The organism is Arthrobacter sp. 10T419 (assembly GCF_056394105.1).
This window is the reverse complement of sequence record NZ_JBFTHF010000002.1, coordinates 316097-330506: the sequence shown is the minus strand read 5'-3', so window position 1 is coordinate 330506 and position 14410 is coordinate 316097. Positions and strand designations below refer to the sequence as shown.

At 66.5% G+C, this 14410-nt stretch carries 13 protein-coding genes and 1 tRNA gene; 7 read left to right on the top strand and 7 right to left on the bottom strand.

Features of this window, described 5'->3' with window-relative positions:
- Positions 1 to 57: 57 nt before the first annotated feature.
- Positions 58 to 1083 (bottom strand): selenide, water dikinase SelD, encoded by a 1026-nt coding sequence (selD, locus tag AC1DBD_RS05125; protein WP_476892408.1) that lies wholly within the window; start codon positions 1081 to 1083, stop codon positions 58 to 60.
- Positions 1084 to 1125: 42 nt separating this feature from the next.
- Between selD and AC1DBD_RS05120 the strand changes: the two genes are divergently transcribed.
- The 4 genes from AC1DBD_RS05120 to AC1DBD_RS05105 all read left to right on the top strand — a co-directional run bounded on the left by AC1DBD_RS05120 (position 1126) and on the right by AC1DBD_RS05105 (position 5615).
- Positions 1126 to 1220, top strand: a tRNA-Sec gene (locus AC1DBD_RS05120).
- Between the two features lie 39 nt (positions 1221 to 1259).
- Positions 1260 to 2591 (top strand): L-seryl-tRNA(Sec) selenium transferase, encoded by a 1332-nt coding sequence (gene selA / locus AC1DBD_RS05115; protein ID WP_476981566.1) that lies wholly within the window; start codon positions 1260 to 1262, stop codon positions 2589 to 2591.
- A gap of 3 nt (positions 2592 to 2594) precedes the next feature.
- Complete coding sequence (selB, locus tag AC1DBD_RS05110; RefSeq protein ID WP_476981565.1) at positions 2595 to 4385, top strand: selenocysteine-specific translation elongation factor; 1791 nt, start codon at positions 2595 to 2597, stop codon at positions 4383 to 4385.
- Between the two features lie 54 nt (positions 4386 to 4439).
- Positions 4440 to 5615: a hypothetical protein gene (locus AC1DBD_RS05105; protein WP_476981564.1), complete on the top strand. Its 1176-nt coding sequence runs from the start codon at positions 4440 to 4442 to the stop codon at positions 5613 to 5615.
- Here AC1DBD_RS05105 and AC1DBD_RS05100 read toward each other — a convergent pair.
- Positions 5566 to 6588, bottom strand: a complete 1023-nt coding sequence (locus AC1DBD_RS05100) for an LLM class flavin-dependent oxidoreductase (protein WP_476892404.1) — start codon at positions 6586 to 6588, stop codon at positions 5566 to 5568. The genes AC1DBD_RS05105 and AC1DBD_RS05100 overlap by 50 nt on opposite strands.
- A 158-nt stretch (positions 6589 to 6746) precedes the next feature.
- Here AC1DBD_RS05100 and AC1DBD_RS05095 point away from each other — a divergent pair, with 158 nt between their 5' ends.
- Complete coding sequence (locus AC1DBD_RS05095; protein WP_476981563.1) at positions 6747 to 7259, top strand: rhodanese-like domain-containing protein; 513 nt, start codon at positions 6747 to 6749, stop codon at positions 7257 to 7259.
- A 167-nt stretch (positions 7260 to 7426) separates the two neighbouring features.
- Here AC1DBD_RS05095 and AC1DBD_RS05090 read toward each other — a convergent pair whose 3' ends face one another.
- Positions 7427 to 8002, bottom strand: coding sequence for a MarR family winged helix-turn-helix transcriptional regulator (locus AC1DBD_RS05090; RefSeq protein WP_476981562.1), 576 nt, complete (start codon positions 8000 to 8002; stop codon positions 7427 to 7429).
- A 69-nt stretch (positions 8003 to 8071) separates the two neighbouring features.
- Here AC1DBD_RS05090 and AC1DBD_RS05085 point away from each other — a divergent pair, with 69 nt between their 5' ends.
- Positions 8072 to 9181: an FUSC family protein gene (locus AC1DBD_RS05085; protein WP_476981561.1), complete on the top strand. Its 1110-nt coding sequence runs from the start codon at positions 8072 to 8074 to the stop codon at positions 9179 to 9181.
- Between the two features lie 695 nt (positions 9182 to 9876).
- The gene (locus AC1DBD_RS05080; protein ID WP_476981560.1) at positions 9877 to 10170 is read left to right on the top strand and encodes a hypothetical protein; all 294 of its coding nucleotides are present in this window, start codon (positions 9877 to 9879) and stop codon (positions 10168 to 10170) included.
- Positions 10171 to 10262: 92 nt separating this feature from the next.
- Here the strand turns inward: AC1DBD_RS05080 and AC1DBD_RS05075 are convergent, their stop codons facing one another.
- From AC1DBD_RS05075 to AC1DBD_RS05060, 4 genes are all read right to left on the bottom strand, one after another.
- The gene (locus tag AC1DBD_RS05075) at positions 10263 to 11309 is read right to left on the bottom strand and encodes an MsnO8 family LLM class oxidoreductase (RefSeq protein WP_476981559.1); all 1047 of its coding nucleotides are present in this window, start codon (positions 11307 to 11309) and stop codon (positions 10263 to 10265) included.
- Positions 11310 to 12151: 842 nt separating this feature from the next.
- On the bottom strand, positions 12152 to 12823 hold the full coding sequence (locus tag AC1DBD_RS05070; RefSeq protein ID WP_476981558.1) for an endonuclease/exonuclease/phosphatase family protein: 672 nt from the start codon (positions 12821 to 12823) through the stop codon (positions 12152 to 12154).
- Between the two features lie 223 nt (positions 12824 to 13046).
- Complete coding sequence (locus AC1DBD_RS05065) at positions 13047 to 13811, bottom strand: hypothetical protein (RefSeq protein WP_476981557.1); 765 nt, start codon at positions 13809 to 13811, stop codon at positions 13047 to 13049.
- A 333-nt stretch (positions 13812 to 14144) separates the two neighbouring features.
- Positions 14145 to 14360 carry a hypothetical protein gene (locus AC1DBD_RS05060; protein ID WP_476981556.1) on the bottom strand — a complete coding sequence of 72 codons (216 nt, stop codon included), beginning with the start codon at positions 14358 to 14360 and terminating at the stop codon, positions 14145 to 14147.
- Between the last annotated feature and the right edge of the window lie 50 nt (positions 14361 to 14410).

Genomic DNA, 14410 nt, shown 5'->3' with positions numbered 1-14410 from the left:
CCGCTGTGCTCTAGGGGATGCTGATCTAGAGGACCGTGGGTTCAGGAGATCCCGGGTTCAGCGGATTTCGATGCCCTGACCGACGACGGTATGCCCGATCACTGGATAGCCTGGCACCTCGCCGACCACGAGCAAGCCGCCGGAAGTCTGCGCATCGGCAAGCAGCAGCAGATCGTCTTCAGTGACGCCCGCCTCGGTCTGCAGGTGCGGTCGAACCCAATCGAGGTTGCGCCGCGTCCCGCCGGAGACAAAGCCGTCCCGCAACGCCTCCCGGGCGCCCTCGACGAGTGGCAGCGCCGCCCGGTCGATCACTGCCCCCACTCCGGAGGCGCGGCACATCTTGTACAAATGTCCAAGCAGCCCGAAACCCGTCACGTCCGTGGCCGCCCGCACGCCGGCCGCCACCGCGGACTCGGCGGCGTCGCGGTTGAGGCGCGTCATCGTCGCCACGGCTTCCGCGAACACTTCACCGGTCTGCTTGTGCCGGTTATTGAGCAGTCCGACGCCGATCGGCTTCGTGAGGGTGAGCGGCAGCCCGGGCCGGGCGGCGTCGTTGCGCAGCAACCGGTCCGGATGGGCGACGCCGGTGACCGCCATGCCGTATTTCGGCTCGGGATCGTCAATCGAATGCCCGCCAATCACCGGGCACCCCGCCTCGGAGGCGACGCTCAGGCCGCCGCGGAGCACTTCAGTCATCAACTCGAGCGGCAGCACGCCGCGGGGCCAACCGACGAGGTTGATTGCCATGATCGGGCGGCCGCCCATGGCGTAAATGTCAGAGAGCGCGTTGGCGGCAGCAATCCGGCCCCAGTCAAAGGCGTCGTCGACCACGGGAGTGAAGAAGTCGGCGGTGGACAATACCGCCAGGTCGCCGCGCACCAGGACGGCGGCTGCGTCGTCGCCGCTGTCAAGACCCACCAGCACGTCCGCTCCTGGCTGGCCGGTAAGGCCGCGCACCGCTTCTTCGAGTTCGCCGGGCGGAATCTTGCACGCGCAGCCCCCACCGTGGGCATAGCCGGTGAGCCGGACTGCGCCGACGCCGTCGTTTTTGAGCTGCGGAATAGACGTCTCGGTCTCTTTCACACCCCTAGGCTACCCCCGGGGGCAATCTGCTACATTGAACGCGGTGGCGTCCGGGTCCTGGTGGGCCCCCCGGTCTTCAAAACCGGTGAGGCTGAGTATCTCGGCCTGGCGGGTTCGATTCCCGTCCGCCTCCGCCAACCACCGTCACGCAATGCCGCGGAAGGAAGAGGGACTGTGTGGACCAGGTCGATCCCCGCCGCCTGATTCCGCGCACCGACGATCTGCTGGCATTGCCGGCCGTCCGCGCGGCCCGGAGTCGTCTGAGTGCACAACTCATCGGTGAACTCGTCCGGCAAACCCAGGAGCGGGCGCGGCGCGGTGAACTCGCTCCCGGCCAGGTGGAACCGGCCCTGCTCACCGCCGTCGCCGCACGCAGGGCGACCACCCTGCGCCCGGTGCTCAACGCAACCGGCGTAGTCGTCCACACCAACCTCGGCCGCGCCCCGCTGTCCGCGGCCGCGGTCGAAGCTCTTGTCGCAGCCAGCGGCTACGTCGACGTGGAGCTCGACCTGGCAACCGGCAGCCGCGCCCGCCGCGGCGCCGGTGCCCGGGCCGCATTGCTCGCCGCCTGTCCCGCTGCCGAGGACGCTCTGGTGGTCAACAACGGGGCTGCGGCGCTGGTGCTGGCCACCACGGCCCTCGCCGCGGGCCGGGAGGTGGTGGTGAGCCGCGGCGAACTGGTTGAGATCGGTGCCGGCTTCCGGCTTCCCGACCTGATCGAATCAACGGGCGCGACACTGCACGAGGTGGGCACGACCAACCGCACACACCTGCGGGACTACGCCGACGCCATCGGACCAGCCACCGGCTGCCTCCTCAAGGTCCACCCGAGCAACTTCCGGGTGGACGGATTCACCTCCGCTGTTCCATTGGACGAACTGAGCAGGCTCGCCGCGGCGCACGGGGTCGCCCTCGTGGCCGATCTCGGCAGTGGACTGCTGGCGCCCGATCCGCTTCTTCCCGCAGAACCGGACGCTGCCACCGCGCTGGCAAGCGGGGCCGACGTCGTGATCGCCAGCGGCGACAAACTCCTGGGCGGACCACAGGCCGGTCTGCTGCTCGGCCGGACGGAGATCATCTCCCGGCTGGCACGCCACCCGCTGGCCCGAGCAGTGCGGGCCGATAAACTGGCCCTCGCGGCGCTGGAGGCGACGGTCGCGGGTGAAGCACCGCCGGTTGTCCGGGCCCTGCACGCGGACCCGGAGTGGTTGCGGAACCGTACCGGCCGACTCGCCGCGGCACTCGGGGTACCGGTCGTCGCGCACGACGGCCGGGTCGGCGGCGGCGGAGCGCCCGGCGTGGCACTGCAGGGGTGGGCGCTCCGGCTACCCGAAGCGCTCGCGGCGCCCCTGCGAACCGGCGACCCGGCCGTGCTCCCGCGCGTCCATGACGGCTCCTGCCTGCTCGATCTGCGCTGCGTGCCCGAAGAGGACGATGACCGGATACTCGACGCGGTGCGCCAGGCGCTGGCGACCCTCACGGATTCGGATGCAGGCAGGGCGGGCTGAACCGTGCATGTCGTTGCCACGGCCGGACACGTCGATTGCGGCAAGAGCACGCTGGTGCGCGCGCTTACCGGCATGGAACCGGATCGCTGGGAGGAAGAGCGGCGCCGTGGGCTGACCATTGACCTGGGCTACGCCTGGACCACGTTGCCTTCGGGGCAGGATGTTGCCTTCGTGGACGTACCGGGCCACGAACGATTCCTCGGGAACATGCTCGCCGGAATCGGACCCGCTCCCGTCGTCTGCTTCGTCGTCGCTGCCGATGAAGGCTGGCAGGCGCAGTCAAGCGACCACCGGGACGCCGTCGCGGCGCTGGGCATCGAGTACGGCGTCGTAGTCATCAGCCGCACCGACCGGGCACCCGGGCAGGTTGGTGAAGTGCTTGCCCGGACGCGCAGAGAGCTGGCCGGGACAGGCCTGGCGGATGCGCCCGCAGTGGCTGTGTCTGCCATCGAGGGCACCGGGCTGACCGAACTGCGTGCCACGCTCGACGGCGTTCTGGCCGGGGTGCCCGCCCCCGCCACTACAGGCCGGCTCCGGCTGTGGGTGGACCGCTCGTTTACCATCAAGGGTGCCGGAACCGTGGTAACCGGAACTTTGGCAGCGGGAACACTTGCTCAAGGTGACCGGCTGCAGCTGCTTGGCCACGATGGTTCACGGTCCGTCGTGGTCCGCGGCCTGCAAAGCCGCGACACGTCGTACTCCTCGCTGGGGCCGGTCAACCGGGTGGCACTGAACCTGCGCGATGTTTCCGCCGCCGACGTCCGACGGGGAGACGCGTTGCTGACCCCCGACGCGTGGCCCGTCACGGGCGTCCTGGGCATCCGGCGCACAACCGGCGTGGCCTACACGGACGTACCGGAGCAGCTCATGGTGCATGCCGGAACCGCTGCCGTGCCGGCCCGGCTGCGTCCCTTCGGTGCCGACCACGCCCGGCTTGTCCTGGACCGGCGCCTGCCGCTCGTTCTCGGAGACCGTCTGGTGCTGAGGGACCCCGGGACCCGCTCGGTGCTTGGCGGCGCGCAGGTGCTCGACGCCGATCCGCCAGCCTTGCGGCGGCGCGGGGACGGCGTCCACTGGGCTGAGCGGCTCGCAGGCATGGACGCCGCCGGAGACGTGCTTGGGGAAGTGGCAGGCCGCGGGGCCGTGCAGGAAGAGCACCTGCGTCGGCTCGGGCTATTGTCTGCGCACGAGGCGGCACCACCCGGCGTCCAGGTTCTCGGCGACTGGTGGGTGCACGCTCCCCTCTTCGAGGCATGGCAGCGTCGGCTGCGTACGGCGCTCGGGGAACTGCAGGAGCGCGAGCCTCTCGCCCCGGGCCTTTCCCGGGGCGCGGCCCGGGACCTTCTCCAACTGCCCGATGAGCGGCTTCTTGACCCGGTCATCCGCGAAGCAGGTCTCGAACAGGAGGGCGGCCACGTCCGGCTGCCAGGGACCCAAGGCAACCTTGGCGCCGCCGGGCCGGCGGTGGCGGAGCTGGAGCGCAGGCTCACTGCAAACGCCTTCCATGCCCCGGAAACCGATGAGCTGGCCGCGCTGGGCCTGGGCGCCCGGGAGCTCGCTGCCGGCGAGCGCACCGGGCGGCTCTTGCGGTTGCGCGACGGGGTGGTGCTGCTGCCTACGGCCCCGGCCCTGGCGATGCGCGAACTGGCCCGCTTGGAGCAGCCCTTCACCACCAGCCAGGCACGCCAGGCCCTCGGGACGACTCGACGGGTCGCGGTTCCGTTGCTTGAATATCTGGACTCGCGCGGCTGGACCCGGCGTCTGGATGCCGGTCACCGCACCGTGGTGCGGTGACCCCCGGGCTTTTAGCCTCTCGCCCCCAAAGGCGGCGAGTCCTACTGTGGAACCATGGACGCCGCAGCCGCCAACGCCTTGGCCATTCCGCAGGTCTCAGTGCACCGTCCCACGACGGTCGCTGAAGACACCATCACCCTCGCCGCCGGGGTCTGGCTCCTCGGCGGGACGTACGTGGACGGCTGGGCCCACAACAACCTCCACGACCTTGAGACCTTCTTCACGCCCTGGCACGCGGTCCTCTACTCGGGCTTTGCTGCCTGCGCCCTCTGGCTCGCCGCCCTGACGTGGCGCCGGCACGCACCGGGCATGCGGTGGACGGAAGCGATCCCGGCCGGCTACGGACCCGCCGCTGCAGGCGTCTTCCTCTTCCTTGCCTCCGGGGTGGCCGACTTCGCCTGGCATTCGGTCTTCGGAATTGAGCAGAACCTCAAGGCGCTGTTCAGCCCGTCCCATCTGGGACTTGCTGCGGGCGCATTCCTGATCCTCAGCGCGCCGTTTTCCGCCGCATGGCACGCGCCAGAGCGGTCACGGCCACAGCTGGTGCCGGCCGTCGTGAGCGCGATGCTTTCGGGCATGGTTGCGGCGTTCATCCTGCAGGAATTCGCTGTCTTCGCGCGCCATGGCCTCGTCCAGACGTACACCGGCTCCGCAGCCCAGCCCGCGGTGACGGCTCCGACGTCGTCGGCCATCCTGGTCGCCTTGGGATCGTTCTTCGTCTCAACGGCCGTGCTCTTCGTGCCCGTCCTGTTGCTGTCGCTACGCTGGCACATGAACGCAGCGGTGCCCGCGGCCACGGCACTCGTACCCTCCGTAGCGATGCAGCTTATGGTCGCGATGCGGGACGCCTGGCTCGTGCCGGTGGCCCTCGTCGGTTCCCTGCTCGTGGGAGTGGTGTGGGCGGCGGTCCGCCCGGCCCCGGGCCACCAGGCAAGGCTCATGACCGCGGCAGCACTCTCGCCCGTCGTGTTCTGGGCCGCCTACTTCGCCGGTGTGGCACTCCACGATGGGGCCCTCAGCTTCTCCGCCGAGATTTGGGGCGGGACGCTCGCCTGGACTGGGCTCGAGATGCTGGGGCTGGCCTTGCTCGCGCTCAAAGGGGGCGCTCCGGCACGCGTACAGCACCAGCCAACCACGCCACTAATTCAGCAGTCTCCCAGGGGGAAGCTGCCACGCGGGGTCAGCGCCAGCCGAGCTGCGGCGCCACATACTTCAGAATCGACTCGATGACGTGGGCGTTGTAGTCGACACCGAGCTGGTTCGGGACCGTGAGCAGTAGGGTGTCTGCCGTGGCGACCGCCTCGTCCTCCGCCAGCTTCGCGGCCAGCTCATCCGGGGCACCCGCATAGGACCGGCCAAATACCGCGCGCGTATTCTCGTCGATGTTGCCCACCTGGTCCGAGCTGCGGCGGTCGCGGCCGAAGTATTGCCAGTCGCGCTCGTCCGTCAGGGCGAAGATGCTACGGCTGACCGAAACGCGCGGCTCCCGCTCGTGCCCCGCCTCCTTCCAGGCCTGCCGGTAGAGCTCGATCTGCTCGGCCTGCTGGACGTGGAAGGGCTTGCCGCTCTCGTCATCCTTGAGCGTGGAGCTCTGCAGGTTCATTCCGAGCTTCGCCGCCCAGATAGCCGTGGCGTTCGAGCCGGAACCCCACCAGATGCGCTCACGCAGGCCCTCCGAATGCGGCTCCACGCGCAGCAGGCCCGGAGGGTTCGGGAACATCGGGCGGGGGCTCGGCGCCGCGAAGCCCTCGCCAGTGAGCACCTCGAGCAGCCGCTCGGTGTGCCTGCGGCCCATATCGGCGTCCGACTCGCCCTCGGCGGGGGCGAAGCCGAAGTGACGCCACCCGTCGATGACCTGCTCGGGTGAACCCCTACTTATGCCCAGCTGCAGCCGGCCGCCCGAGATCAGATCGGCCGCACCGGCGTCCTCCGCCATGTAGAGCGGGTTCTCGTAGCGCATGTCGATCACGCCGGTACCAATCTCGATGCGGCTGGTCCGTGCCCCGATGGCGGCGAGCAACGGGAATGGGGAGGCGTACTGCCGCGCGAAGTGGTGGACGCGGAAGTACGCGCCGTCCGCCCCCAGCTCCTCGGCCGCGACCGCAAGATCGATCGCCTGCAACAGCGCGTCCGACGCGCTGCGCGTGCCGGACTCCGGGTGGTCGGTCCAATGGCCAAAGGACAGGAATCCGATGTTTTTCACACCACGGTCCAACCTCTTGTTAGGGGTTCTTATTCCCGCGGGGCCCCAGCCTCGCACCTCATCCCGCGGCACGGGCCGACTCCGCCGAGAGAGGCCGGGCATGGCCGTATTGCATGACTGACGTGTATTGACATGATTCCCTCCATGCCCTTGGATTGATGACCAAAATAGCTCATGGTTCCGCTTGGGGTGGAACGACAGACGGATCAGCAGGCAGAGCGAGGAAAACCGTGACGCAGTGTGAAATCTCCGATGACGGCGTTCCGATCTGCCAACGGGTCCTAGATCCGAGCGCTTCCCCTGCAACGCTTACGATCAACGAATTACTACTTGAGAGCCGCATGGGGCTCGAGCGTGTTCACGCTTCGGATCTTGAGCGAGAGATGGCAGCGGGCGCCCTCGTTGTCGACACGCGGCCGGTCGATCAGCGAGACCGCGACGGTGATCTTCCGGGAGCGGTCGTTATTGACCGAAACGTTCTCGAGTGGCGGCTGGACCCTTCCAGCCCCCACCGGCTCCCGATCGCTGACAACCCCGCACGGCGGATCGTGGTGGTCTGCAATGAAGGTTACAGCTCCAGTCTCGCTGCACACACCCTGCGACGGCTGGGACTGACCCGCGCGACCGACCTTATCGGCGGTTTCCAAGCCTGGGCAGCGTTGCGCAAATAGTCCCCTAAACAAGCTGCCGGCGTCGGGAGTCGGCAGGGCTGATGACCACCGCGCATCGCGCGGTAGCTCTTCGTCCTCAGGTTGGAGCAGCGCGCCGTTGGTGGTCTACCACGCGGAGCCCGGTAGCGCGTCGGCTGATGCTCACCCGAAGCGCGCGCTCCTGCGGCTCATCCGGAGGGCTCGAGCGCGCCGTTCCGCCGGTCCTTGCTGGACCCGGCTTGGTGGCCGCGTCCTTGCTCCCACACGGAGGTCAGTGCCCGCAGGGGATCGACCAAGCCCTCGATGGCCCAGGCCGGGGCTTCGGCGAGTAGGGCATCTTCGAGGGCGAGCTGGGCGGGAATCACCTCGTCCACGAGCGCGGCGCCAGTGTCGGTGAGGACGAGCAGGGACGAGCGGCCGTCGGCCGGGTTGGCTGTCCGGCTCAGCAGTCCCCGAGCCTGGAGGGCGTTCAGCCGCATGGTGATCGCGGAGCGGGGGGCGAGCAGCGTCTGGGCCAGCGTCGTTGGGCTCAGAGGTTCGCCAGTACGGCGCAGCGCGGAAAGCACGTCCAGCTCGCCGCGGGTGAGCCCGTAGTCGGCGAGGAAGGCGTCGCTGGCTTCGAGGATGAGGCGCGAAGCGCGCAGCACGCGGTGGATCACCCCGAGGCTGGTGAAGTTCAGGTCCGGGCGCAGCCGGGCCCACTCACGCTGCATCCGGTCCACGGCGTCGCCATGAGCGGGCAGGCCGTCTGCGTCCTGATCCATCCGGCTCCTCCGCGCCCCCGTGGCGGTCGCCTCGGTCAACCACAATAGTAGTTCATAGGTGTAGTAACCTTGAGGTACTTCATTCCTGTACCACCTTGGAAGGTTAAAATGACGCAGGCCACCCCCACGCAGTCCTGGTGGGCGGCAGTCTTCGACCTGGGCCCGCATGCCGGCGCCCATTGGACCGCCCTGCGCGCAAGCCTGGCTATCTTCGTGCCGCTGGTGGCTTGCTTGGCGTCCGGTCGCGGCGACCTGCTGCTGTATGCGGCGATCGGTGCCTTCGCCGCCCTGTACGGCCGACACGAGCCGGCTCGGGTACGCCTAGCCATGCAGGCGCAGGCGGGTCTGGTGATGGTGGTCGGCGTCATCGTCGGCGCCCTAGTGGCGACCGTCCCGTTCCGGCTCTGGCTGCTCGTCCCGGTCGCGGCCGCCTGGGCCGGCGTCGCGGTAGTGCTAGCCGAGCTGGGCCGATGGCATCCGGCCGGAGCTCTCAACCCGGTCTTCGCCCTTACAGCCTCGGCCACGGTCCCGATCGCGCTGAGCACGGTGCCCGCAGCCGCCCTCGCTGCGACTGGCGCGGCCGTCTTCGCACTGCTGCTCGCCCTCCCGGGTCGCACCGCCCGCGACGGCGGCGACCCGGTGCGGTATCGGCTGTCGTGGCGCGGCCTACGCCCGTCCGACCCGGTGGGCCGCCACGCCGCCCGCTATCTGCTCGGTATCGCCGCCGCCGCCCTCGCCGTCGCGACCAGCGGCATCGGCCACCCCTACTGGACCTTCGTCACGGCATCCGTCCCCATGTCGGCACCCGACCTGCACGCCAGCCTCACGCGCGCTGCCCAGCGGGTGATCGGCACCGCCGCCGGCCTCGGCGTCGCAGCCCTCGTCCTGGCCGCCCACCCCAGCAGCTATGCCGCGATCATCGTGATCGCCGTGCTCCAGGCGTGCACCGAGCTGACAACCGGGCGCAACTACAGCCTCGGCCTGGTCTTCTTCACCCCGATGGCCCTTCTGCTCGGCGATCTCATGCTGCCCGCCTCGATCGGCACCCTCCTGACTCAGCGGGCCCTCGAGACCGTCGTTGGCCTCAGCATCGCCTTAGCCGCCACTGTCATCACCCACGAAAGGCGCACTCGTACGAGCCAGACCCCACCGCGCGATCATCTGCTCGACCACGTGTAAAGGCGGCCGCGTGGAGGCGAACCTGCCCACAGCCGCGGGGCTCCTTGTCGCGGGCGTGTTCAGTAGAGGCTCGATCAACGGCAGATGAGTGCACTCACAACCCGAATAGGGACACACCCAGTAAGACTGCGAAGCGAACTGGCTCTTTACGGATGGGACAGCTACTTCTGGAGGGAGTCGGGTGGACGGCTGTTCCACCCTGCTTAGCTCCCAATCTTGGATGCTGTCCCCTGGCCCGCTAGATATGGCCAGATGATGATGAGCCCCCCGTAAGGCCGCCCGCGACGGCACCACGTGCGGGTGCGGTTCCGAATGAGAACGCAAGGATGACCGCTGGAATGATGAGGGCGAGTGCTGTCGAGCAAAGCCCATGCCGCGCTCGCCGCATTCCCTTCCGCCGGACCGGGTGCGGGGTCGTCCTTTGCTGACCAGAGGGTAGAAGAATAAGAATCGTCCCCGGTTGTGGACAGCGCACAGGATCCAGGGGCCGTATGCGCTGCTTCTTCGGCGCCGTCGTGTCCTCCGTCAATATTGCATCGATCGCCCTCGTCCGGGCAGCCCAATACACACTGCCGGGGTGCGCATTGACCCTATCCCTCTCCAGCGCTCCTTAAAGTCGCCCGGCCGCGTCCGGGTCATACCTGAGCTGCCGGGCATACGCTGAGGTGATTGAGGCTTTACGAAAGGATGAACCAATGACCGGCAGCAGCGAAGACAGCTTCAACGGCTTTATAGTTCCGAACCCGTCAAAGTTCAGCGAGGACGTCCCGGGCGACGTCGGCGACGAAGCGAACGAGATCCGCTTCAGCGAAGAGGAAGCCCTGATCGAGGAACAAGCCCACGGCATCTTTCCGGATACTTACAGCGTCCCCGGAATGCCCAATATGTCCGAGGCGATCGGGAACATCGACCTGCCCCCGGAGGACCTCGGCGCAACACCAGACAGCGACGCCAGCAACGACCCCCTGCACGGCGGCGCCGAGCAGTAGCTCCTCCACCAGAGCGCATTTACAGGACCGGGCCGGGCCGGAATGGCTGCTCGCGCTGGGAGGGCGCTAGGCGGCGTCAAGTCAGGTGGGCGTCAGTGGGATGCCGCGAATCCACGGCGGTCGTCCATGCTGCGGCGCTCGTCTTGGGGGAAAAGCCCGGCCAGGATCCGGTCGGATTCCGCCTGTGCCGCGACATCGAAGGCTCCGCCTGTGATCAGCAACTCGTTGGCTCCGGAGGTCGCGAGCAGGTGCTGGACTTGGGTCCGCACCTCGGAGGCCGTGCCGTAGAGCGATGTGGACAGGCTCCTTTCGACCGCTTCCTTTTCCCGGGGAGTCAGCCCGGCCCACTCGGTCGGACCCACGGGCGCCAAGGCAGCGAATTCGCCGGTGGTCCTGGAGCGGGCCTGCGCGACGGCTTCGGGCAGAAGCAGTTCCCTCGCTGCCTGGCGGGTGGCGGCCACTGCTACGTTGGCGGAAACCAGGATATAGGGCCGCTCGAACCAGCGTGATGGACGGAACTGTGAGCGGTACCTTTCCAGCGCCGGGAGTGTGCCGTTCTGATCCGTCCGGAACACGGCCGGCCCGCCCAGCACCACAGCCAGGCCCGCACGGGCTGCAATATCGATTCCCGAACCAGTGGCCAGCACGAATACCGGTGTAGCCGAATCGTTCCGCGGCCGGGCAGTGATGGGCGCGGCTCCGGACAGGTAAGCCAGCAGTTGGGCCAGCTGCTCTTCAAACCGCTCCGCGTCCTGTTTCCCGGCGCCCAGCGCATTCCGGACTGCCGGGGTGAAACCGACAGACCGGCCGACGCCCAGGTCGATCCGTGCGGGATGCAGAGCCTCCAGCGTGGCCGCCTGTTCGGCCACCACGAGTGGTTGGTGGTTGGGGAGCATGATGCCTCCTGAACCGACCCTGATGGAATGCGTCCGGGCAGCAACGGCGGCCATCAGCACGGCCGGAACGGAACCGGCAATGCCTGGCACCGCGTGGTGCTCTGCAACCCAGAAGCGGTGGTAACCCCATTCCTCGGCCCGCTGGGCCCGTTCCAGCACCCGGTTCAGGGCGTCCGCAGCAGGAAACCCGTCCCGTGCGTTGGCACGGTCGAGAATGGAAATCCGGAGAAGGGGAAGGGCCATACTCTTGGAACCACTCCGGGCGAGGAAGAATTCCGCTCCGGGACGCGGGTTCGGAGTCCGGGTCCCGGCACTGTCCAACCTCATGTGTGCGGACGGCCGAGGGCAGGTCCCCGGGTGCCTCGTTCTCGTGTTCTAAGTCGAAGCTGCGGTACCCACGGCCGAGGGGGGCGGAGCGCGTGTGGATGTCTCGTCCCCTGGCCATTCTCATCGTCCAGGACTCACCCAGGGAATGGACCTCTGGCTCGGCCTGGAGTCCTGTCTGCAGGGGAACGAAGCCGACGACGGCCGGCAACTAGTCGTTTTCGCGGGCCCGATCTTCGGTGACACCAACCCGTCTACCGCGGCTCCAGCTTTGAGGGCCACCGGAAATAGGACGATGATCCAAGCGGCATTCATTGCCGGCTCGAGGAGATGCTGGCTGCAACGAACATGACCCTGCGTGGGCGTGTCCGTGGCAAATCTTTTTCCGTGGTGAAAGACGACCGCGCCACTGCTACAAACCATGGACGAAGCTCACGAAGCGAGCCCTGCACGATCCACCGTGCAGGGCTCGCTTCAGTGGCACCTACTTGGAGGAACGCCAACTAGCTTCCGATCTCACAAGGACGACTGTAGATGGACAGGCTTCTTGGTCCTGAGGACCGTTTCCCTGTCTCCTATGTTCGCGGCGGCTGTGGCCTGGTCCCGTCTCCCCACGGACAGGCAAGATGGTCCTTTTTAACACCCGAAGGAATGACCCGAAGATCAGTCCACGCGGGGCTCGCGGAAAGTCTCCACATGCCGCTGGTAATTTGGTGCCGCGCGAAGGGAGGCCGCTGAGTCGGCGCCTGACCCACGTGTCACTAGGCGACATCCAAGATCAGCGGCATGTGGTCGCTATGCCCCAACCAGTCTTCGGATACTCCGACTCGGAGATCGGCCGGGATGCCGTCGCTCAGGAACGCGTAGTCGATGTGATGCCCGAAGCGGAGGTTCCGGGTGTGAAAGTACGTTTTCGTCGGCTCCGCCCCTTGATCGTTCACCCCGTCGCGGTGGTACACGCTGCTAAGCCCAAGCCCAGTGAGCTTTCCGACCAGCATGCTGTGGTTCCTCCCCGGATGCGCCCTGTCCCAGACCGTGTTGCTGTTGAAGTCCCCCATGAGCAACGCGTTGCCGCCGGAAAGGAATTCGGCGTGGCGGTCTACGATCTCATGAGTCACGCGAACGTACCTCAGCTCACGATCCAACTGATGCGCCCAAAGGGCAATGACGTTGAGGCCATCAATCGAAAAGGGAAGATGCCAAGGCAAGTTAGGATCCGCGTGTTCTGAAATCTTGTAGCGAGCGTTGGCGAATCCAACAACTCCGAGACCCTTGTTCAGATTGCTGCCAGTCCATGCAGCGAAGGGGTGTTCAGCCGCGGAAATGTCTTTCTTGGCGACCTCTTGGAGAATGACGACGTCAGGCTGCAGCGCCTCAATCAGGTGGCGTTTCTTGTAGTACGCCATAGAACAGTTCCACGAGACGATTCGCACTGGGTTCCTTTGTGCTCGGCGAAAGTGCTGATGGCATCATACCGGCGCCACTTGCTGGCTGAGTTCTGGCAATGGGGGCAGGCAGTCCTCCCGGTATCGGCGCGGACCTTTGCCTGCAATACCTGGCGCAGCCAGCCCCGCATGTCATGGCGTGCGGCCCCGGCTGGAACGCACCGGCGGGAGGACCTTCGGCCAGGCGGCTTCTCTGGGAGGGAGGCGACAGTCACGGCAGCGTGTTTCTCCAGTCTTCCCTCCAGTTTCCATAGAGCTCATACGCGAGGTTGGCTGAAGGCTCAGTCCATCGCCTGCCGCTCGTTGGCAAGCAAGGCAGTCGATCATCTTCGTAGACGGAATTCCACGTGCATTGGTTTCGAGCAGCGCCGGAAGGTGCTTTCCATGCCCCGGCGGCCAGCGTACCTGCCTGTTGCTGAGGAGGGCTAGCGACCGACGTTAGTGGCCATACGAGTTGCTCCTGAAGTTTCAGCAACTCAAACACAAGACCCACATACTTGAAGTCGGTCTTGTCTTTCCGAAGCTGGCTGAGGTCAAGGCGACGACGTTCGTCCACGTATCGGGTAACCATGACAGTTCCCCCCGGGAATCCGGATCCTGGCAACGCCACGAGGGCGTTGCCCCAGTCGGCCAGGAGTTCAAGCCGGTTCACTTCGAGTTCTGATGGCGTGGTGACTCGACCGTAAACATCGGCCATTGCGGCCCACGTACGGAGCAGGCCGTTGAGGCAGTCGTCGTCTAGAGCTTTGCTCAGGGGCGAATTTTCTAGCTCGATGATGTCCAGGACGAGTGAATTCGGCAGTGTGTCATCGCCCGAATGTCCCAGCTTCAGGAACCTGTCAATGCGGGCGGCCGTCACACCGAAGGATCGGATCCACGCCATGGTGGGCTTGGGTATATCCAGATCGGGCCACGAGCCCCTGAAGTAGCTAAAGGCAGCCCACTGGACAAAAGGCGTGTAGGGATGTGCTGTCATGATTCCCCTCCCAGGGTTTGTGAGGCGTCGCGGACGCCGGATAGATGATGAACCTTCGAACGACGGGTTAAAAACAAAAGGACCGCCCACTGGACCGTCCTTTGAACAACAACTTCCTGGTCTGCGCAAACGGCACAATCTGCCCTAGCGAACTCCCCCAAAATACTTAAAACAAAAACCCCGCGGCAACCCGTGGGGATCCAATATTCCTTCCATCAATTAGAGGACGTGAAGCGTAACGAATTCAACTCAAGCCGCTCATCTTTTGCCCTGCGTTGAACGACTACCCGGTGTGCGGGCCAAGAACTGCTGTTGAGATCGGGTCGTCGTGATTCAGACGCCGGCTTGGCTGAATGCGCCGGCGATAATCATTTCGAAGGCCTCGCACGTCCGACGATTCTCCGCATTCTCGGCGACGCGAGGGACAAGTTCGGCATGCATTGCCTGAATCGCCATGTGGAGGTCGTCGCTGTCGGCGTCAAGGCTTCGGTACGGCGCCGCGTGGACGTCCATATTGATGAATTCCGAGAGTAGTGCTTCCGTCAACACCTGGAGTACCAGGACGGCTGCCTGCGCTCCGAACTCGGCCTCGATTCTTG

Excerpts from the sequence above, each read along its gene's own strand:
- AC1DBD_RS05105 (WP_476981564.1), top strand. The coding sequence starts at position 4,440 with ATGGACGCCGCAGCCGCCAACGCCTTGGCCATTCCGCAGGTCTCAGTG.
- AC1DBD_RS05095 (WP_476981563.1), top strand. The coding sequence starts at position 6,747 with ATGACCAAAATAGCTCATGGTTCCGCTTGGGGTGGAACGACAGACGGA.
- AC1DBD_RS05090 (WP_476981562.1), bottom strand. The coding sequence starts at position 8,002 with ATGGATCAGGACGCAGACGGCCTGCCCGCTCATGGCGACGCCGTGGAC.
- AC1DBD_RS05080 (WP_476981560.1), top strand. The coding sequence starts at position 9,877 with ATGACCGGCAGCAGCGAAGACAGCTTCAACGGCTTTATAGTTCCGAAC.
- AC1DBD_RS05075 (WP_476981559.1), bottom strand. The coding sequence starts at position 11,309 with ATGGCCCTTCCCCTTCTCCGGATTTCCATTCTCGACCGTGCCAACGCA.
- AC1DBD_RS05065 (WP_476981557.1), bottom strand. The coding sequence starts at position 13,811 with ATGACAGCACATCCCTACACGCCTTTTGTCCAGTGGGCTGCCTTTAGC.